The sequence below is a fragment of the Streptomyces sp. NPDC051822 genome, from assembly GCF_044452745.1.
Taxonomy (GTDB): domain Bacteria; phylum Actinomycetota; class Actinomycetes; order Streptomycetales; family Streptomycetaceae; genus Streptomyces.
Genome location: NZ_JBITBZ010000003.1, coordinates 669,600 through 688,611, shown reverse-complemented (window position 1 = coordinate 688,611; position 19,012 = coordinate 669,600). Strand labels below are relative to the sequence as shown.

The 19,012-nt window shown below is 70.8% G+C and carries 14 protein-coding genes and 2 pseudogenes; 8 read left to right on the top strand and 8 right to left on the bottom strand.

What is annotated here, in order from left to right; all coding sequences use genetic code 11:
- Window positions 1-27: 27 nt before the first annotated feature.
- Both ACIA8N_RS13605 and ACIA8N_RS13600 read right to left on the bottom strand, forming a co-directional pair.
- Window positions 28-465 (bottom strand): NUDIX domain-containing protein, encoded by a 438-nt coding sequence (locus ACIA8N_RS13605; RefSeq protein WP_365781065.1) that lies wholly within the window; start codon window positions 463-465, stop codon window positions 28-30.
- 30 nt (window positions 466-495) lie between these two features.
- On the bottom strand, window positions 496-1,335 hold the full coding sequence (locus ACIA8N_RS13600; protein WP_365781066.1) for an SDR family NAD(P)-dependent oxidoreductase: 840 nt from the start codon (window positions 1,333-1,335) through the stop codon (window positions 496-498).
- Between the two features lie 638 nt (window positions 1,336-1,973).
- Between ACIA8N_RS13600 and ACIA8N_RS13595 the strand changes: the two genes are divergently transcribed.
- Window positions 1,974-2,876 carry a PP2C family protein-serine/threonine phosphatase gene (locus ACIA8N_RS13595; protein WP_365781067.1) on the top strand — a complete coding sequence of 301 codons (903 nt, stop codon included), beginning with the start codon at window positions 1,974-1,976 and terminating at the stop codon, window positions 2,874-2,876.
- A 57-nt stretch (window positions 2,877-2,933) separates the two neighbouring features.
- Complete coding sequence (locus ACIA8N_RS13590; protein ID WP_399416307.1) at window positions 2,934-3,953, top strand: MASE1 domain-containing protein; 1,020 nt, start codon at window positions 2,934-2,936, stop codon at window positions 3,951-3,953.
- A 127-nt stretch (window positions 3,954-4,080) separates the two neighbouring features.
- Here ACIA8N_RS13590 and ACIA8N_RS13585 read toward each other — a convergent pair.
- Window positions 4,081-4,485 (bottom strand): annotated as a pseudogene (locus tag ACIA8N_RS13585) (transposase family protein); the annotation flags it as partial.
- Window positions 4,486-5,488: 1,003 nt separating this feature from the next.
- Between ACIA8N_RS13585 and ACIA8N_RS13580 the strand changes: the two are divergent.
- From ACIA8N_RS13580 to ACIA8N_RS13560, 5 genes and pseudogenes are all read left to right on the top strand, one after another.
- A pseudogene (locus tag ACIA8N_RS13580) lies at window positions 5,489-5,578 on the top strand (LPXTG cell wall anchor domain-containing protein); the annotation flags it as partial.
- Window positions 5,579-5,870: 292 nt separating this feature from the next.
- Window positions 5,871-6,752, top strand: coding sequence for a hypothetical protein (locus ACIA8N_RS13575; protein ID WP_365781069.1), 882 nt, complete (start codon window positions 5,871-5,873; stop codon window positions 6,750-6,752).
- Window positions 6,753-6,873: 121 nt separating this feature from the next.
- Window positions 6,874-7,251 (top strand): hypothetical protein, encoded by a 378-nt coding sequence (locus ACIA8N_RS13570; protein ID WP_365781070.1) that lies wholly within the window; start codon window positions 6,874-6,876, stop codon window positions 7,249-7,251.
- Window positions 7,252-7,384: 133 nt separating this feature from the next.
- Window positions 7,385-10,345 carry a hypothetical protein gene (locus ACIA8N_RS13565; RefSeq protein ID WP_365781071.1) on the top strand — a complete coding sequence of 987 codons (2,961 nt, stop codon included), beginning with the start codon at window positions 7,385-7,387 and terminating at the stop codon, window positions 10,343-10,345.
- A 192-nt stretch (window positions 10,346-10,537) separates the two neighbouring features.
- Complete coding sequence (locus ACIA8N_RS13560) at window positions 10,538-11,419, top strand: MurR/RpiR family transcriptional regulator (protein WP_365781072.1); 882 nt, start codon at window positions 10,538-10,540, stop codon at window positions 11,417-11,419.
- Between the two features lie 247 nt (window positions 11,420-11,666).
- Here ACIA8N_RS13560 and ACIA8N_RS13555 read toward each other — a convergent pair whose 3' ends face one another.
- The 5 genes from ACIA8N_RS13555 to ACIA8N_RS13535 all read right to left on the bottom strand — a co-directional run bounded on the left by ACIA8N_RS13555 (window position 11,667) and on the right by ACIA8N_RS13535 (window position 16,999).
- Window positions 11,667-12,956, bottom strand: a complete 1,290-nt coding sequence (locus tag ACIA8N_RS13555; protein ID WP_365781073.1) for a cyanophycinase — start codon at window positions 12,954-12,956, stop codon at window positions 11,667-11,669.
- 161 nt (window positions 12,957-13,117) lie between these two features.
- Window positions 13,118-14,332 carry a M20 family metallopeptidase gene (locus ACIA8N_RS13550; protein ID WP_365781074.1) on the bottom strand — a complete coding sequence of 405 codons (1,215 nt, stop codon included), beginning with the start codon at window positions 14,330-14,332 and terminating at the stop codon, window positions 13,118-13,120.
- Complete coding sequence (locus tag ACIA8N_RS13545) at window positions 14,329-15,093, bottom strand: amino acid ABC transporter ATP-binding protein (RefSeq protein WP_399416304.1); 765 nt, start codon at window positions 15,091-15,093, stop codon at window positions 14,329-14,331. The genes ACIA8N_RS13550 and ACIA8N_RS13545 overlap by 4 nt, the downstream gene beginning before the upstream one ends.
- Complete coding sequence (locus ACIA8N_RS13540) at window positions 15,090-16,052, bottom strand: amino acid ABC transporter permease (protein ID WP_365781075.1); 963 nt, start codon at window positions 16,050-16,052, stop codon at window positions 15,090-15,092. The genes ACIA8N_RS13545 and ACIA8N_RS13540 overlap by 4 nt, the downstream gene beginning before the upstream one ends.
- A gap of 2 nt (window positions 16,053-16,054) precedes the next feature.
- Window positions 16,055-16,999, bottom strand: coding sequence for an ABC transporter substrate-binding protein (locus tag ACIA8N_RS13535; RefSeq protein ID WP_365781076.1), 945 nt, complete (start codon window positions 16,997-16,999; stop codon window positions 16,055-16,057).
- Between the two features lie 331 nt (window positions 17,000-17,330).
- Between ACIA8N_RS13535 and ACIA8N_RS13530 the strand changes: the two genes are divergently transcribed.
- Window positions 17,331-18,758 (top strand): pre-peptidase C-terminal domain-containing protein, encoded by a 1,428-nt coding sequence (locus tag ACIA8N_RS13530; RefSeq protein WP_365781077.1) that lies wholly within the window; start codon window positions 17,331-17,333, stop codon window positions 18,756-18,758.
- Window positions 18,759-19,012 lie beyond the last annotated feature (254 nt).

Genomic DNA, 19,012 nt, shown 5'->3' with positions numbered 1-19,012 from the left:
CTGCGGCAGGACGACGTACACGCCGGCTCAGAGCGACGCCTCGGCTCCGAGGCTTCCGGCGCCGATGGCTCCCCTCAGCACGTGGGCGATCTCCTCGGGCTTGAGGTCGATGCCGTCGAGCCCCTCCAGGGTCAGTGGGACCTCCTCCAGCGCGTACTCGCCGCGGCCTTCGGCGCTGAATTCGGGGCCGGTGCGGTCGTCGAAGGACCAGGTCGCGATGCGGGCGAGGTAGAAGAGCTGGCGCTCGTCGTCGGTCTCCATCGTGTGGAGGAGGCGGATGATGTCGGCCTTTCCCGCGATCTCCTCATGGATCTCCCGGTGGAGGGCGGCTTCCCGGGACTCGTCACTGGGCTCGACGCCGCCGCCGGGCAGCACCCAGTACTCGGGGATGCCAGGCTTGGTTCGGCGGATGACCAGCATCGTGTCGTCGGCGGTGACGAGGACGGCGCGGACTCGTTCGATCATTTCGGTTCGTCTCCTTGCTTGTTGACGGTCTCAGTGGAGCAGCCGGCCGCCGTCGACGTGGACGGAATGCCCCGTGATGAACGAGGCGGAGGGTCCCACGAGGAACGCCACCAAGGCTGCGACGTCCTCGGGCCGGCCACGGCGCGGGACGCACTGACGCTTGATCTGGTCCTCCGGCCGCGCACGGTGCCTGGCGGGGGGATTCTCTGCCTCGACCTGGATGGCTCCGGGCAGGACCGTGTTGACGCAGATCCCGTAAGGGCCCAGTTCCCGGGCGAGAGAGCGGGTCAGGCCCAGCAGCCCGGCCTTCGCGGTGCTGTAGGCGACGAGGTTCGTGCGGCCGGCGCGGGCGTTGACGCTGCCGATGTTCACGATCCGGCCCCAGCGGCGTTCGACCATGCCGGGGGTGAGCGCGTGGCAGGTGCGGTAATGGGCGGTGAGGTCCACGTCGAGGGAGTAGTTCCAGGCGGTCTCGTCGGTGTCCTGCCAGGCGACGCGGGGGTAGGCGCCGGCGTTGTTGACCAGGATGTCAACGGGTCCGATCGCGGCGCTGACGAGGTCGGCCATGGTCCGGACGGAGCCCGGATGGGTCAGGTCGGCGTTGACCGCGATCCCGGGGCTGCCCGCGCGTTCGAAGGCGGCGAGGTCGGGGGTTCCCTCGAGGAGCTGGCGGCGGATCTCGATGGCGGCCTGAATGCCGTCGCGCAGGCTCGTGGCGACATCGGCGGCCGCGTCCGGAGCGGGCAGGGCCAGCCCGGGGGTGGCCCAGAGAGGGACCAGGTCGTTGTTCTTGTGGTCCTTGGAGATCTGCTTGACGGCCTTGGGAAGGGTGTCGCCGATGTGGTCGCCCATGGGCTTGGCCGACTTCACCAACCGGAGGAGACCACCGCCGTGGCCTTCTCGCCCGATGGCTCCGTCCTCGCCGCGGCCCGGCGCGGGCGGTCACCGAGGTGTGCCGCCGCGCCGGAGGGACGCTCTCGCCCGCCGAGTGGCGGACGTACCTGCCCGGCATCCCCTACCGGAAGGTGTGCTGAGCGGCGCCCGAAAGACCGGCCGGCGTGCCCGGCAGCGCGCCGAGCAGGCCGACGGCCGCGTCGGCGGTGAGGAGGACCGGCGCAGAACGCTTCACGCCCGGGGGACGAGGGTGTGGTTCGTGGTCATGCCCGGCTTCCTCGGGGCCGCCCGGTGCCTTGCCGCCAGGTCAGGCAGGCACCGGGCGCCGGGTGCGGCGGATGACCGCCCGGCGAGTCCGCGGCGCCGGCCTGCCCGGTCCGGACGGAGGTCAGGGGCGGGACGCTGCCCTCGATCTTGCCGAGCCGCTGTTCGTTTCCGGCGGTGTGGGGTGGCCCCGCTGGGATCCGCCGCGTTCTCCGCCGATGAGATGCGGACGCCGTCCCCTCCGGGCAGAGTGGGGAAGGACCTGTTCGTACCGAGGTGGTTCCCTGTGGTCCCGCGTGTTGGAGACGTGACGGACTGATGCGGGGATTGTCGTGACGTCGGAGTGATCGATGTTCCGCAGACGGCCGGCCGACAACAGCGAGGACCTTCTGGTCCGGCTCGGGTCGCTGACCGCCAGGGTGCGGGAGCTGGCCGAGACGCAGCGTTCCCGCGTCGAGCTCGCCGTGGCCCTGCAGCGCGACATGCTGCCCTCGGACCTGCCCAGTTTTCCGGGCGCCCGGCTGGCCGTCCGCTATGAGCCCGCCAACCACGGGCTGAACGTCGGCGGTGACTGGTACGACGCCTTCTCCCTGCCCGGCGGGCAGATCGGCATGTCCATCGGTGACGTGCAGGGGCACAACATCGAGGCCGCCGCCTTCATGGGACAGGTCCGCGTGGCACTGCGCGCGCTGGCCTCCGTCACCGGAGACCCGGGAGAGCTGCTCGGTCGCACCAACGACCTGCTGATCTCTCTGGGCGCCGACCTCTTCGCCACCTGCACCTTCCTGCGGCTCGACCCCGCTGCCGGCACCCTGGAGTGCGCCCGGGCCGGTCACATCCCCCACATCTGGGCCACCACCGACGGCCGCTCCGGCATCGACGACAGCGAGGGCGGGCCTCCGCTCGGTGTGCTCCGCGGCGTCGAATACCCGGCCACGCGCCACCGGCTCACCGCCGACGGTGTCTTCGTCCTCCTGACCGACGGGGTGGTGGAGGGGCCCTCGCTCCACGTCGACGAGGGTCTGGACCGGGTGACGAGGCTCGCCGGGATCACCGCCGTCGCCGGGCTGGACGTCGACGCGCTCGCCACCGCCGTCATGAAGCTGGCGGCCACGGTGGGGCACGAGGACGACGCGGCCGTCCTGGTCGTCGGCCATGACGGCGGTCCGGCCCGGTCGGCGGCCGAGGAGCGGGGAGAGGGGGCTCGCCTCGAGCCGGGTCGCCCCTCGGACCGGCCCGGGCCTGTGCCGTAAGGCGGCGCCCGACACGCAGGGGTCCCTGCCCGGTCGTGGCGGCCTGGCCGGTGTCTGATGGCTGACGTGTTGGATACTCGGCAGTTCCGGTCCACTACGGAGGCGGCTCTGATGTCGCTGGCCGTGGCGGTTTGCTACTACGCGGCCGGACGACTCGGTCTGATGGGCCGCCTCGTCGTCGAAGGCGTGGTGGTCACCCCCATCTGGCCGCCCACCGGCGTCGCCGTCGCCGCCCTGCTGCTGCTCGGCGCGCGGGTCTGGCCCGGGATCGCCCTGGGCTCCTTCCTCGTCATCGCCTCCCTCACCGCTCCGGGGCCCACCACAGTGGTCACCGTGGTGAGCAACACCGTGGCGCCGCTCTGCGCCTTCCTGCTGCTGAGACGGGCGGGCTTCCGGCGCGACATGGCGCGGCTGCGGGACGGACTCTCCCTGGTCTTCCTCGGCGGGTTCGGCGCCATGCTGATCAGTGCGACCGCGGGGGTCGGACTGCAGGTGGCGAAGGGCTCCCTGGACGAGAGCGAGTTCTGGCCCGTCTGGCTGGCCTGGTGGGTGGGCGACACGATGGGGGTGCTGCTCGTCGCCCCGCTCCTGCTCGTCCTCGCGGGGCCGGCCGGACGGTTCCGGGTACGGCGCTGGAAGGAGGCTGCCTTTCTGGGGCTGACGACCCTGGTCCTCATGCCCTTGGCCGTCCTCAGCCCGATGAGCATGCTCTTCCTGATCTTCCCCCTGCTGATCTGGGCAGCGCTCCGCTTCCAGCTCGCCGGAAGCATGCTGTGCGCGCTCTTCGCCTCCGTGCTCGCCACCTTCGAGGCGACCTCCGGGCGGGGCGCGTTTCTCCACCTGACGGACGTCGAGATCATGGTCAAGCTCCAGGCGTTCAACGGTTCCGCCGCCCTGACCGCCCTGCTTCTCGCCTCCGTCATCACCGAGCAGCGTGCGACCCGCCGGTCGGTGCGCCGCGCCTGCCAGGAACTGGCTGAGGTCCTGGAGCACCTCGCGGCGGGCGAGCCCTCACCGGGTCCACACGGCACCGCCGAGAGCCGGGCAGTCCCACCCGGCGGGCACCGGGATCCGTGACACCCGCGCCGGAGCCGACGCGGGGATCAGGAGCCGTACAACGCCTGCAAGGCATGGGAAGTGTCCGGCGCCGACGAGCTGGTGCGTGTTTACGTTGGAGATGCATGGTCCTGAGCTGGTGGTTTTGTCAGGTGGTGGTGTTGCGGTCGGAGACGAGGCCGGCGATGGCCCGGTTGGTGTCGGACAGAACTTCGCGCCGGTGGGTCCAGCGGGTCAGCTGCTTCCAGCGTTTGTGGTCGGCGAGCGCGTGCTCGACGGTGGCATCCGACCAGTTCGCAGGGCATCGGCCCACAGCGTGCGGCCCCGGGCATCGGCAACGACGGTGGCCTTCATCGCGTTCTGCTTCTTCTTGCCCGGGACGAACGCCCGGCGTCTGCGCGGCCGGCTGCGGGTCGTCAGACCTGGACCTCTGTGCCGCCCAGCCGCAGCTCGACGCCTCGGCCCGGGCATGGGCGAAACACTCCGCCACGGTCCGCAGCCGCAGGCCAGGACGGTCGGGGTCCGCGCATCCCCGCTCGGCCAGGAGCCCGCGCGGCCCGGCTCCTGCGGCCCGCTTCCTGGCTCCGCCTCTGCCGCCTGCCCCCAACTCGCCCAAGAAGCGCTCGACGACCATCGGCGTGACCGAGTTCAGCCTTCGTGATCCGAGGCGGGGAACAACTGCGCATTGAGCTGTCGTGATCGGGCGCAGCCACCGGGCGACGGCGGTGCCGCCCACGCTGGTGTGCAGCGGGTTGGTCGTGGCCGGCCAGGGGCCGCCGTGGTGCATGGCACGGGTGACCGCCACTCCTGTCGGCCAGTCGTTCCAGATCAGGCGGCCGGCGCGCAGGACGGACGAGATGTCGCGGGACAGTTCCTCGTCCGCGCCCTCCTGGCCGTGCACCGTGGCCGTGAGGCTGCCCGGGAGTTCCCGGAGCGTGGTGAGCAGGTCCTCGGTGGAGGCGTAGGTGACGACGGTCGATGCCGGGCCGAAGCATTCCCGGAGGAGTTCGGGGTGGGCGCGCAGGTCGTGGGCCGTGACGGTGAGGAGCGCCGCCGGGGGTCCTTCGGTGGGAAGTCCGGTGCGGTGGGTGCCGGTCGGTGCGCCCGCGATCCGCCGGACGGCGGGGTGGGTGGCCAGCTCGTCGAGGGTCGTACGGTAGGCCTCGGTGATCCAGGGCCCCCGCATCGGCGCGGGAGAGGTCTGGGTGACGGCCAGGCGGAGAAGTCCGTCCAGATCGTGGTGTTCGGGCAGGAAGAGCAGGCCCGGCTTGGTGCACAGCTGGCCTTGGCTGCGGGTGACGGACGCGGTGTACTCGCTCACGAGGACGGGCCCGCGTGCGGCGAGGGCGCGGGCCCGGCACCGCCGATCCCACCTCAGGTGACGGGCAGGGCGACGCCCAGGCCGAGGAGAGGCAGCCCGGCGACACCGGCACGCCGCCCAGCACCGGCGGAACCGACGCCTCGCCGGCGTCGAAGGACCGGGCGGTACCGAGGACGACGGCGGCTCCGGCCGGACCGCGGACGGCGGGAGCGGTCCTCCCGCGCAGACCGGCGGCTCCGATCCCCTGGTCCCCCTCGGTATCGCGGCGGCGGTCCTGGCCCTCGGAGGCGGCCTCCTCTTCGCTGCCCGTCGCAGGCGTTCCTGACGGTCCGGTCCGCCCGGACTCCCTGACGTGGTGCCGCGCCCGCGCCTCCGCGTCGAAGGGGCGGGCGCGGCGCCACGCGCTCGCCCGGGTCACGCTCGCGGGACCCGCTACAGCCCGGACGACAGCCTCACCCCGCAGGTCGCCGCCCGTATCCCCCATCGAACCGGGCCGGCTGCCGTGGGTCATGTCAGGATCATGAACGCGCCCCGATCGTCCGGCACCGTTCCGGTGGGTTCCCATCCGTTCCGTGAACCCCGGGGCCGGCGGACGACGGGCGGCCTACGATCACACGGTGGAGACGGAACGGGCGTCCGCCCTGCTGCTCGTGGCGATGTACAAGAGGAATCCCAGCGACCCGATGGAGCACCTCGCCGTCGAGGAACTGCCAGGCTGGGGGGAGTTGGGGGTCCCCCGGCTCCGTATGGTGACCGCCCACCTCCGTCAGGCGGGTCTCATCAGACCCCTGGGCGGCTCGCACCAGGGCGTGTGGCAGATCACCCCGGCCGGTGTCGTCCACGCCGAACGGCTGCTGCGCGACCGGGACCGGCCGATCGTCCGGTACGACATGGCGGTCAACGGACTCGTCACGGCGGGCGCGGACGCGTTTCCCGAACACCGCCTGGAGCTGGCGGACTTCCTCCTGTCAGGGCATGTCCAGGTCCTCGACACCGTGCTCACCCGTGAGGAGGTCACGAGGGCCGTCGTCTTCCTGGAGGAGGAAGGGCTGGTCACGGTGGAACGGCTCGACGGTGAGCCGACGGCGATCACGCTCACCCCGCAGGGCCGACTGTGCGGGTGGACGGACCGGACCGACGTCAGGGGATACCTGGCCGGCCGGCAGCCGAGCGGGATCCAACAGAACTGGAACGTCACCGTCCATGGCGGCGCTCCCCAGATCGGCCAGGGCAACGTCCAGCACAACGACGCTCAGGACCCGCTCCGGGTCGCGGAGTTCGCCCGGGAACTGCGCGGCATGGCCTCCACGGGCGCGATCAGCGCCCCTGCGGACGTCCGGCGCGAGATCGCCGAAGACGCGCGGGAACTGGAGCGGGCGGCGCGACAAGGAAGTCCGGTGACCGCCAGCCGGGTCCGGGATCTCCTCGAACGCCTCCGGCGGAACCTGGAGTCCTCGGACACGCCGATGGCCCTCCTGGCACTGGAACGACTGCTGTGAACCACCCGCCCGCACCCCATCGGCGGTCACCCCGCCGCCTCGGCGGCTCCGCCGCCCTCCTCTCTCCATCGTGGGACCTCTCCGACCACCGACACGACTCCGAGGAAGCGACGGGATCGACATGACCGACACGAACGAGCCACGGCCGCACGTCCAGAACACCTGGAACGTCACCGTCCACGGCGGCGCCCCCCAGATGGGCCAGGGCAACGTCCAGCACAACACATTCGGTTACGACCCCCGGCAGCTGGCCGCCTTCGCCGACGAGGTGCTGGCCGCCGCGCGGTCGGCGGAGCTGTCGCCGCAGGACCGGACGGCGGTCCTGATGGACGCCGAGGCGCTGCGGACGGAACTCGCATCCGGGGAGCCCGATCCGGGCCGCGTCCGCAGTCTCACCCAGCGGGTCTGGCAGGGTGCGCGGACGTATCTGCCTCCCGTACTGGCCACGGGCGCCGCACAGGCGGTGGCGGGCTTCCTGGGGGTGCCGATCGGGTTCTGAGCGGACGGGATTCCCACCTGACGGGTCGACGTCGGAACCTCTCCGACACGAGGGAACGCAAGGCCATGAGAGCGGCGCACGCTGCAGGGGAATCGCGCGGGTGCCACAGCGCGCTCGGTATGAGGGGGAACGCGTGAGGATCGAGGCAGCAGTCGAGGGCCCGCTGGCGGGGGAGGCCGCGGAGCGCCTGATCAGCCGGGTGGAGCGCGAGCTCGTCCGCCGGGGCCGGGGTGGACGCAGTCTCGCCGAGGCGCTGGCGGGTATCCACGTGCCTGGGGCATCTTCCGCCGTCCCCACCGGTCCGCTGGAGGAGCCGCCCGCCGGCGCGTCCCGGGATGCCGTGCTCGGCTTCCTCTCAGGCCCGGAGGCGCGGGCGATCGCACGGCACCTGGTCGCGGTCGAGATCGTCGAAGGCGGACCGCGCGCGGCTGCTGCCGTGCGGCCGGCGCTGCGTACCGCTCTGAGGGACCGGTTCCCGGAAACCGACGTCGCCGCCATGAACACGTACGCGGAGCTGCTCTTCACCCATCTGCGCCGTAGATGCGTGGAGTTGGTCAGCGGACTGAGGGCGGTGCAGAAGGACGACACGCACGGCATCGACTGGGCGAGCATCACGTCGGCGCGGACGACCGTCGACTCGCTCGACGCGTACCTCGCGGTGCTGTCCCGGCCTGGGAGGCCGAAAGCGGACGAGCGGGCCGAGTGGACCCGGCGGTATCGCGAGGCGTTCTCCCTGCACGAGGAGATCCCGCTGCCCGACCTGGGAAACCGGCGCCGCATCCACTACAGCGAGATCTTCGTCGAACCCCGCCTGGCCGACGGGTCCGCCGAGGGAACCGTCTCCTTCGCCGGCTTCCTCGACGCCGTCGACCGGACGGTGCTGCTCGGCGACCCCGGCGCCGGGAAATCCACGAGCAGCGCCCTGTCGGCTTCGCTGCTGTTCCGCCGGGGCCGCGCGGTCCCGTTCTACGTGGTGATGCGAGAGGTCGACTTCACCACCGCGGGCTTCTCCCTGACCGGCGTCATCGAGGGGCAGTTGTCCCACCGGTACCAGATCAAGGTTCCGGACGGGCTCGTGGAGGAGTTGCTCCTCGACGGTTCGGCCCTGCTGCTCTTCGACGGTCTGGACGAGGTGCCGTCGGAGAGCCTGCGGCGCCGGTCGTCCGAGATCATCGAGACCGCGAGTCGGCTCTACCCCCTGTCGCGGGTCCTCGCCACCTCCCGCATCGTCGGATACAACGCCGCGAGACTCAGTGCGGCGACCTTCCACGAGTACCGCATCCGCCCGTTCGACGACGGTCTCGTCCTGGACGGCGGCGAGGTCCGCGCGTACGTCGCGAAGTGGTTCGCGGTGGGGCCCCGTCTGCCCGAGGCCCCCGAGCGGGTGGCCGACGTGTTCATGCGGGAGAGCGCGAGCGTCCCGGACCTCCGCTGCAACCCGCTTCTCCTGGCCTACATCTGCGTGCTGTACCGCGGGCACCGCTTCATCCCGCGCAGCCGTGCCCAGCTGTACCGGAAGTGCGCGGAACTCCTGCTGACCGACTGGGACAACTTCCAGGGGCTGCCCGTCGACAGCGGGACGGACCTGGACACCGTGCGGTACACGCTCGCCGCCCTCGCCTACCGGTCGCTCACCGACCCCCAGTGGTCGGCCGGCATGCCCGAGGCCGACGTGAAGCTGGTCGCCACGGCGGCGATGGCCGACGAGTCCGTCCCCTCCCTCGACGAGGCGCGCCGTCTGGCCGACGACCTCGTCGGCCTGTGCCGCGGCCGGGCCTGGATCTTCACGGAGCTGGGCAGGGAACTGGACGGTTCCGGCATCTTCGGGTTCACCCACCAGAGCCTCCAGGAGTACTTCGGCGCCCTGCACCTGGCGCGGAACAGCGGCACGCCCGAACTGCTGGCGGACCACCTCCTGCCCGAACTGACGGGCGGCCGGTGGGAGATCCTGGCCCAGATCTGCATGAACCTGGCCGACGAGAAGTGGGCCGGGGGGAGCACGCGCGTCGTGACGCGTCTGCTGGAACGGGGACGGACGGTCGAGGGCGACGGACTGCGCACGCTGGTCGAGTTCATGGCCCGCTGGCTCGACGTCGTGAAGATCAGCGTCCCCACCATGCGGCTCGTCATCAAGCTCGCCGTCGACAGCTACCTGTCCACCGGCGCGAACGAGCTGGCGACCTTCCTGTCTCCGTCCGGGCCGTACCCGGAGGCGGCCTGGGCCGCGTTCCGCGAGGTCGCCGAGGAGCGGTTGGACCTGGAGGCGGACCAGGAGACCTCGCACGGCTTCCCGCTGGCGTGGCTCGTCACCCACGCCCACCGGCTGCCGGGGGACCCGGAAGCACAGCGCCAGGTCCGGGTCCACGCCGACCCCGTGCGGTCGGCCCTCGCCTCCCGGACGAGCGTGCGCCGGATCGCGAGCCGTGCGGTGCGGCGCTCCGCCGCAGGCTGGGCCCTCGCCCTCTACACGGGAACGGAGACCATCAGGACACTCGCGGGACCGGAGGCGCGCCAGGCCGCCGGGCCTCCCGACGCGACCCACAGCAACGTCCTGTCCGTCATGATCGACACGGCGGGCATCCCTTACGGACTCGGTCCCCTCTCCCCCGCCGCCTGGATCTTCGACGTGCTCGGCGCCCCGCAACCGGACGTCCAGCAGTCCCGGCGGGCCCTCACGGCGCTCGGCGACTTGACGCACGTGCTCGGGAACCCCATGGACACCCTGGTGAACCTCGACGCGCCCCGGCTGGACAGCCGCTTCCTGGACTACTGGGACGCCACCGGTGCCGCGCGCTGCGACCGGGTCTTCCGCACGCTGTACGCCGGGCGGGCCGGAGACGAACACCCGACGGACCCCGTCCACCTCACCGGACTGCTCTACCTCTGCATGGGCCTGGTGGAGATCTTCGACGACGCCTTCGCGGAGGACGTCAGGGCCCCTCTGTCGATGGCCCTGCTCCTGGGGGCGCGACGCCGCCCCGAGGGAAACCTCGACGAGCTCGTACCGCACCTGTCCCATCCCGCCCGCCGGTTCGCCGAGAACTGGGCCGCCGGCCACAGCATCTGGACGACGGGCACCACGTACGTCTCCTGAGACCCGCCGGCAGGGGCGCCGCCGGGACGTGTACCGGGCCCCTGCACCTTCCACGTAACAGGCGATACATTTAGCGGACGGGAAAGCCTTGTCTGTACGTCCGGGTTCTTCGACACAACTGAGGTGTGCGCTACGTCACCACGGAAGGCGGAGAGAGCCGACAGCGGTCTGTCCACCGCAGGGAGGAAAAGCATGAGTCTCACGCTGGCCGATGAGATCCGCAGCCGGCTGGGAGATCTCAGCCCGGCCGAACGCAAGGTCGCGCGGGTCCTGCTGGCCGGGTATCCGGCAGCGGTCTTCGAGACCGTGGCCACGATCGCGGAGCGTGCTTCGGTCTCCGCTCCCACGGTGCTGCGCTGCGCGTCCCGTCTGGGCTACAAGGGCTTCCCCGACCTCCAGGCCGCTCTGCGCTCCGAACTCGACGCGCGTACCGCTTCGCCCATCACCTTGTACGAGACCGCCGAATCGTCTCAGCGACGCAGCGTGCCGGAACATTCGGAAGAGGCGTCCGGCCCTCGGCTCGAAGAGCGCCTGGCGCTCCTGCAGCAGGCCGTGTCACAGACCTTCAAGGAGGTCGCTCCGCAGGAGTTCAGCGACGCGGTGCACCTTCTGAGCGATCCGCGGCGCCGGGTTCATGTGGCAGGCGGCAGGTTCACGCATCTGCTGGCCCAGTACCTGGGCCTGCATCTCACGCAGTTTCGCGATCAAGTGGACTTCCTGCCCGACAGGGATGTGGAACGGGCTTCCTTCCTCACCCAGCTCACTCGTCGCGACGTCACCGTGCTTTTCGACTACCGGCGTTACGAAGCCGACAAGACCGTCATCGCCGAGTTGGCCCGCGAACGTGGCGGGAAGGTCATCGTGTTCACCGACCCGTGGCTCTCGCCGGCCGCCGCTCATGCCGACGTCGTTCTCATCACCCAGGTGACGTCCGGTTCTCCCTACGACAGTCTCACGCCTGCGCTGGCTCTCATCGAGTCGTTGGTCGCCGCCGTGCTCGACCGGGTCGGAAGCGAGGGGCACGAACGGATGAAGCACGCCGAGAGCGTGGCCCGCCGCACCGGCCTGCTCTGACCGGGCAGGCGGCGCTCGCGGGCGCCTCCCCGCCGGTGCCGCGCGGGTGACGCCCTGCGCCGGACGTCACACGCGGCCTGTGCGGCGGGCGGTCTCCTCGCTCTGTTCCCTGTGCCGGTGGGCGTCGTCGCCGAGAGTGGCGACGGAGAGTTCGAGCGCTGACGCCCGCGCGTTCGGCGACGGTGGCGACGGTCTGGCGGACGGCCGGGACAGGGCCGGTACGTGGGGGCCGGCCCTGGCCGGGTGGTCATCGTGGTGCGATGTCGATCTGCAGATCGACGAGCGTACGCGGGGTGGCGCCGTCGTTCGTCCAGGCGCTGAAGCCGTCGGCCTTGGTGAAGGTGACGGTGAAGCGGGGGTCGGTCTCGAAGGTGGTGGCGGCCGCGGTGTTCTGTGCCCGGGTCGACGCGAGGGCGCGCGCGGTGGTGCGGAAGGAGTACGGCGTGCCGACGGGGTTGGAGGCGGAGAAGAAGACGTCGTTGTTGACGGGGACAGTCGTCGTGCCCGTGGGGCGCAGGCGCCGCTTGTCCTGAGCGGGATGGGCCGTCCAGGTGTGCGGGTGGTAGCGGTCCGACTGGGTGAGGTAGGTGTAGCGGGCCTTGCGCATGCTCCAGCCGGCGGCTCCCGTGCGGGTACGGGCGTCGCGCAGGTCCAGGACGGCGACGCCGTTGGGGCCGAGGACCGTCATCCGCTCGCGCCGACTGCCGGGGTCGTCGACGACCAGGGCGGTGTTCTCCTCCAGCGCGTAGACGCGGTCGTGGCCGGTGTCGGCGGCCAGGCGGTACGCCCGGCCCTCCCGCCCGTACGCCCCGGTGTGGGTGTCGATGAGTCCGGACCGGAGGAACCCGAAGCCGCCCCGGGGGATGTACCCGAGCCTGGTGGGGTCGTCGAAGTAGCCGGGGGCGCTGCCGTCCCTCAGGCCTTCGTAGGATTCGCCGCCGCTGACCATGTCGCGGCCGGAGGCGATCTGCGCGCCGGCGGAGGAGCCGGAGATCACCGCTCCCTGAGCGAGCTTGGCACGGATGGCGGCGAGGACCCTGGAGTCCGCGTGCTCGTCGCCGCGCAGCAGGGTGGTGATGTAGCGGTACTGGTCGCCGCCGCCGAAGAAGAAGCCGGTCATGGATTCGACCTGGGCGACGACGGCGTCGGAGTCGGCGTTCGCCACGTGGTCGATGTCGAGCGGCACCCACTCGGCGTCGGCCGCGCCGTGCCTCTTGAAGAGATCGGCGTAGTAAGCCCCGTTGCACACCGAGTTGCTGCACCGTTCCGGGTCGCCGGCGTCGGGGTCCTGGCTCTCGGGCACGGAGGCCGCGGTGATGACTCCGATGCGTGCGGCGGGGCCGCCGGCGCGCCGGATGATCTCGCCGTAGACCGCCGTGTTGCTCTCCTTGAGTGCTCCGCCGATCAGGACGAGTGAACCTGCTCTGCGGCCGGGGCGTTCGGGCTCGGCCTGGGCGACGGGCGTCGCGGCGAGGAGGGTGAGGGTGATGCCGCACAGGAGAACAGTGCGGCGTGCGGGACCTGAGGATGCGCGCATGAGTGCCTCCGTGGATCGGATGGCGGACGGACCGAGCCCCTCACCCGCGTGCCGGCGCCGGCTCTGCGCGGGCAGATGCGGCACGGGTTCCGCGGGGCGGGTGAAGAGCCATGGGCAAGGCGTTCGAGACGCCTCAGGGGTTCGGCCGACCGGAAGGGGGTTCAGGGGTTTCGGGCGTCGCCGAGGGAGGCGACGAGCGCGGCCAGTACGGCGACGCGCTGAGGGACGCTGGAGATGTCGAGCCATTCCTGGGGGGTGTGGTCGGCGCCGCCGATGGGCCCCAGGCCGTCCAGGACCGGGACTCCCGCTCCGGCGATGAGGTTGGCGTCCCCGACCCCGCCCGTGGCCGTGGCGCCGAGTTTCACGCCGACCGCGCGTGCCGCCTGCCGGGCCTTGTCGAGCATGCGGCGCGAGGCGGCGGTGTCCTCCATCGGCGGGCAGAGATCCAGCTGCTCGACGACGACGCCGGTGCCGGGCACCGCGGGGTGGTCCGCGGCTTCCTGGATGGCCCGCCTGACGCGCTGGACGTCGGCCGTGGTGGCCGCTCGCACCTCGACGCGCAGTTCGGCTTCCGGGCAGACGATGTTGGCGCGCGTCCCGGCACGGACCACGCCCACGTTGAGGGTGACGTCGTCCCAGTGGCCGTTGAGCGCCTGCAGGGCGACGATCAGGTGCGCGGCCGCGAGGGCGGCGTTGGCGCCGCGCTCGGGTTCGATGCCGGCGTGCGCCGCTCTGCCGGTGACGGTGAGGCGGAAGTCGGCGACGCCTTTGCGGGCGATGACGACGTCACCGTTCTCCCGGGCGCATTCGAGGCCGAGACCGTAGTGCGTGCCCCGGGCGGTGCGCTCGATGAGACCGCGGCTGGCCGGTGAGCCGATCTCCTCGTCGGGTGTGGCGAGGAAGACCAGCTCGTCGTACGCCTCGGTGCCGTGCTCGGCGAGGACCTCCAGGGCGGTGAGGCCTGCCAGCAGGCCTCCCTTGTCGTCGCTCACCCCGGGCCCGTGGGCGAGGGAGCCGTTCGTCCGGAAGGGCCGTGTGGCGGCGGTCCCGTCCTCGAAGACGGTGTCCATGTGGCCCGCGAGAAGGATCCTGCGGCCACCGTGGGATTCGGGGAGCGTGCCGCGCTTGCGGCCGATCAGCGCGTCGCCTGACCGGTGTCCCGCTTCGGGCGGGAAGCTGACGCGTTCGACGTCGAATCCGAGACGGTTCAGGCGCCGCTCCACCCAGTCGGCGACCTTGTCGACCCCTTCGGCGCTGTAGGACCCGGAGTCGATGGAGACGAGCGTCTCGAGATCACGCAGGTAGCGGGAGCGGTGGGCGCGGGCCAGGTCGAGGAGTTCGGTGGCCAGTTCCTGCCGGCGGACCGGGGCGCTCACAGGACCTTGGACAGGAAGGCGCGGGTGCGGTCCTGCTCCGGGTCGACGAGTACCTGACGGGGGTCACCGGCTTCGACGACGACGCCTTCGTCCATGAAGACGGCGGTGTCGCCGACCTCGCGGGCGAAGCCGATCTCGTGGGTGACGACGACCATGGTCATGCCGTCGGCGGCGAGCTGCCGCATGACGTCCAGGACGTCACCGACGAGCTCGGGGTCCAGTGCGGAGGTCGGCTCGTCGAAGAGCATCAGCTTGGGCCTCATGGCGAGCGCGCGGGCGATGGCGACGCGTTGCTGCTGTCCGCCGGACAGCTGAGCGGGATAGTGGCGCGCCCTGTCCGCCAGGCCGACCTGTTCGAGGAGGCTCTGCGCGTGCTCGCGGGCGGCGCTCTTGGCGACGGTGCCGACCCTGACGGGGGCCTCCATGACGTTCTCCAGGGCCGTCATGTGCGGGAAGAGGTTGAACCGCTGGAAGACCATGCCGATGTCCCGGCGGTGTTCGGCGACTTCGCGCTCGCGCAGTTCGTGCAGCCTGTTGCCGTGCTGCCGGTACCCGACCAGTTCCCCGTCGACGGTGAGCTTGCCGCCGTCGACCTTCTCCAGGTGGTTGATGCACCGGAGGAAGGTGGACTTGCCGGATCCGGAGGGGCCCAGGAGACAGCAGACCTGGCCGCGTTCCACGGTGAGGTCGATGCCCTTGAGCACCTCCAGCCTGCCGAAGTGCTTGCGCACGCCTTGGGCGCGCACCATGGGAGTGCTCATCGGCTCTCCTCCTTGCCGTTCTTGCCGATCCGCTCGACGGCTCCGCCGAGCATGCGCCGCAGCGGAGAGACCTGCCCCGCCCCTGTGGTGCCCCGGCCGTAGCGTCGCTCCAGCCATGCCTGGGGGACGCTGAGCAGGGTCACGAGGGCGAGGTACCAGAGGCTGGCGACGACCAGCATGGGGATGACCTGGTAGTTCTGGGCGTAGACGTCCTGGATGTTCGACATCAGGTCGTGGGCGGAGATGACCGAGACGAGGGCGGTCATCTTGAGCATGTTGATGGTCTCGTTGCCCATCGGCGGGATGATGACGCGCATGGCCTGGGGCAGGACGATCCGTCGCATGGTGAGTGCGGGGCGCATGCCGAGCGAGTGCGCGGCCTCGGTCTGGCCGGGGTCGACGGACTGGATGCCGGCGCGGACGATCTCCGAGGCGTAGGCGGCCTCGTTGAGGCCCAGGGCGAGCAGGGCCGCGATCGCGGGGGTGAGGAGGGAGTTGGTCTCCGCCTGGAAGAACGTGATGTCGGTGAACGGGACGCCGATCTTCACGTACTGGTAGAGGGCTGCCGCGTAACCCCAGAAGATGATCTGTACGAGCAGCGGGGTGCCGCGGAAGACCCAGACGAACGCGGTGGCGAGGCCGTGGAGCACGGGGCTGGTGGACAGCCTCATGACGGCGATCAGCGTTCCGAGGGCCAGGCCGAGGGCCATGGCGGCGGCGGTCAGCCAGAGGGTGGTGGCAAGTCCGTCGAAGATGAGATCGGCGAAGAGATACGTGCCGACGACGTCCCAGCGCAGGTTGTCGTTCTTGGCGAGGGAGCCGATCAGTCCGACGAGGGCCAGCAGCGACGCGACGGCGGCGATCCAGCGGCCGTAGTTGCGGAGAGGTACGACTTCGAGGTCCTGGACGTGCGGATCACCCTTGGGGACGGTCGCGGCGGGTGCCTTGGTGCCGATCATCTCTAGTCCACCGCCGCGTTCTTGGTCGCCTTGGGGACGGCGATCGACGCGACGCCGTACTGGTTGTAGATCGCCGCGACGGTGCCGTCGTCGAGGAGGGCCTGCAGGGCCTTGAGGATCGCGTCGGTCAGCTCGGGCAGTTCCTTGCTGACGGCGATGCCGTTGGGCGAGGCGTTGTAGCCGCCGGGCGCCTCGGGGTCGTTGACCAGGTCGAAGGCCTTGCCTTCATCGGCGGTCTTGGCGACCCAGCCGGCGGCGGGCTTGGTGAGGACCTGGGCGACCGCCTTGCCGGAGCGCAGGGCGAGCTGGGCGTCGGAGTCCTTGGGGAACGTCTGGATGTCGATCTTCCCCTTGCCCGCCTTCACGCAGGCCTCCTGATGCCCCTTCAGCAGGTCGAGCTGGTTGGTCGCGGCCTGTACCGCGACCTTCTGTCCGCACAGGGTGTCCAACGTGGTGATCTCGGCCGGGTTGCCCTCCGGAACGAGGATGCCCGATCCGGACTGCGAGTAGTCGACGAAGTCCACGACCTTCTGGCGGTCCTTGTTGTCGGTGATGGCCGACATCGCGACGTCGAACTTGCCGGCCTGGATGGCCGGGACGATGCCGTCGAACTTCTGCGGCGTGAAGGCGAACGTCACACCGAGCTTGCCGCCGAGCGCCTGTCCCAGGTCGTAGTCCAGGCCGGTCAGCTCGCTCCCGCCCTCCTTCACGAACATCTCGAAGGGCGGGTAGGGGACGTCGGTGGCCACCCTGACCTTGCCGGCCTTCTTGATCTCCTCGGGCAGCATGTCGTGCAGGGACTGGTCCTTCTTGATCTCCACACCGGCGACGGAGACCTTGTCGGCCGCCTTGGGGGCGGAGCCGTCGCCCCCACATGCGGAGAGGGACATGAGCGCTGTGGTCGCCACGGCGGCGGCCGCTGCCCGGTGGGCGAGACGCGTGTTCATCGGGGTGGATCCTCTCGAGGATTCTTCGCCGGCGGATTCTGGCCGTCGGCCACAGCAGAGAAGTTACATATCAATCAGGTTCCTGGCTAGATGTAACTCACGTTACTTTGCTGTAACGCGGCACCCTGAAGCCTCTGCGCAGGGTTTGACGTCCTTTTGAACCCATATTTCGGCACTCTCTCGGACGGGAGAAGTCCCTGCGGCCTTACATCTTTCCCTTCTGACGGATGGCTTGTATGTTCCGCTACCAACCTCACCAGCCGCGTCGGACACCGCCGTCCTGACGTCGTCCGTCCGCGGCGCCGCACGCATCCCTCTTCCTGGAGCGCAGATGACGCCACGTCTCTCACGCAAGACCGCATCACTCGCCGTCGCCCTGATCGCGTTGACCGCAGCCACGACGAGCCAGCAGCCGGCCCAAGCGGCCGCGGACAGGATCCGGCTGGGCAGCACCTCGGATGTGAGTCGCGCCTCGTGGAACGGTCCCGCTTTCACGATGAACGGCGCCGGCGGCGTCGTCGCCGCGTCGATGACCCGGGCCATCGACGAGATCCGCGGGGGCACCGGCAGCATCGACGTCGTCGTCCTCGCCGGCTCGGCGCCCACCTCGGGCAGCAAGACCCCCGAGTGCGACACCGTCACGGGCCTGACCGGCGTGAACTCGTGTACGACGTGGACGCTCACCGCGTCCACCGACGGGAACAACAGTCAGGTCAACACGGACGTCCGCAACGCCGAGTTCGTCTACTTCGCCGGCGGCGACCAATGCCGGTACGCCGCCTGGAAGGGAACCGCGCTCGAGGCGTCCGTCGAATCCGTCGTCGCCAAGGGCGGCGGCTCCGGCGGCGGAAGCGCCGGGCACCACATCAACAGCCCCGTCGTCTACGACGCCTGCAACGGCAGCGTCACCAGCGCCGAAGCACTCGCCAACCCCTACGACCGCTACATCAGCTTCACCACCGGAATGTTCCAGTGGGCCGACTACGGCGGCGTCGTCAACGACTCCCACTTCGTGACCCGCGACCGCATGGGCCGCACCATGGCGTTCCTCGCCCGCGCGGTGAAGGACGGCCTCACGACAGGAGGCGCCGCCTGGGGCGTCGGCGTCGAGGAGGGCGGCGGTTCACTGTTCATCGACCGCAACGGCATGGCCACCCAGTACGGCAAGGACGCCTACGTGGTCCTCGCCGACCACCAACCCGAGCAGGCCGTCGACCGCAAGCCCCTGACGTACTCAGGCTTCAAGATCTGGCGGCTGACGCCGGGCGGCACGTTCGACTTCAAGAACCGGCCCGCCTGCGGCTACTACCTGCGCAGCGTCACCAACGGGGTGACCGACGCCAACCTCTACAACGGCACGCCCCTGACGAACTGCGGCAGCCAAGGCGGGAGCACGCTCGCCGAGAGCGAGCCGAACGACACCCGTGACACGGCCGACGACGCCACCGCCCTCTTCTCCCCCGGCACCCTGACCGGCAGCATGAAGTCCACCAGCGACCGCGACTACTTCAAGGTCGCTCTGGCCGGCGGCCGGACCGCCACCCTGAACTGCGCCGTCCCTGCCGCGTACGACGCCGACGTCTACCTTCTGGACTCGGCCGGCAGCACCCTCGAGCGCTCCGTCAACGACGGCGCCGGCACCGACGAAACCCTCACCTTCACCCGAACCACCTCCGGTACCGGCACGTACTACGTCGATGTGGAGGCCTACAGCGGCAGCGGAACCTCCACGTACACCTGCACCCTGACCAAGAGCTGACGAGAGCGTCGGATCTTCGACAGACGCCCGGTGTGAAGACCGGCCGCCCCGCTCGCGGACCCGCCCCGGCACCGCCGGGCCGGGTCCTTCGCGGTCCACTGCGGACAACCGCTGAACTGACCCCCCACTCCCGGGTGCTCTCGACGGACCGGCGGGCCGAGCGGACGGGGGCCGGCGTGACGCTCGCCAGATGCGCCACCGCAAGCCGCGCGAACCGGCGTCGGCGTTCAGGCCGGTCCCGATGGCGGTTCCGC

Excerpts from the sequence above, each read along its gene's own strand:
- ACIA8N_RS13605 (WP_365781065.1), bottom strand. The coding sequence starts at position 465 with ATGATCGAACGAGTCCGCGCCGTCCTCGTCACCGCCGACGACACGATG.
- ACIA8N_RS13595 (WP_365781067.1), top strand. The coding sequence starts at position 1,974 with ATGTTCCGCAGACGGCCGGCCGACAACAGCGAGGACCTTCTGGTCCGG.
- ACIA8N_RS13590 (WP_399416307.1), top strand. The coding sequence starts at position 2,934 with ATGGCTGACGTGTTGGATACTCGGCAGTTCCGGTCCACTACGGAGGCG.
- ACIA8N_RS13570 (WP_365781070.1), top strand. The coding sequence starts at position 6,874 with ATGACCGACACGAACGAGCCACGGCCGCACGTCCAGAACACCTGGAAC.
- ACIA8N_RS13560 (WP_365781072.1), top strand. The coding sequence starts at position 10,538 with ATGAGTCTCACGCTGGCCGATGAGATCCGCAGCCGGCTGGGAGATCTC.
- ACIA8N_RS13555 (WP_365781073.1), bottom strand. The coding sequence starts at position 12,956 with ATGCGCGCATCCTCAGGTCCCGCACGCCGCACTGTTCTCCTGTGCGGC.
- ACIA8N_RS13545 (WP_399416304.1), bottom strand. The coding sequence starts at position 15,093 with ATGAGCACTCCCATGGTGCGCGCCCAAGGCGTGCGCAAGCACTTCGGC.
- ACIA8N_RS13540 (WP_365781075.1), bottom strand. The coding sequence starts at position 16,052 with ATGATCGGCACCAAGGCACCCGCCGCGACCGTCCCCAAGGGTGATCCG.
- ACIA8N_RS13535 (WP_365781076.1), bottom strand. The coding sequence starts at position 16,999 with ATGAACACGCGTCTCGCCCACCGGGCAGCGGCCGCCGCCGTGGCGACC.
- ACIA8N_RS13530 (WP_365781077.1), top strand. The coding sequence starts at position 17,331 with ATGACGCCACGTCTCTCACGCAAGACCGCATCACTCGCCGTCGCCCTG.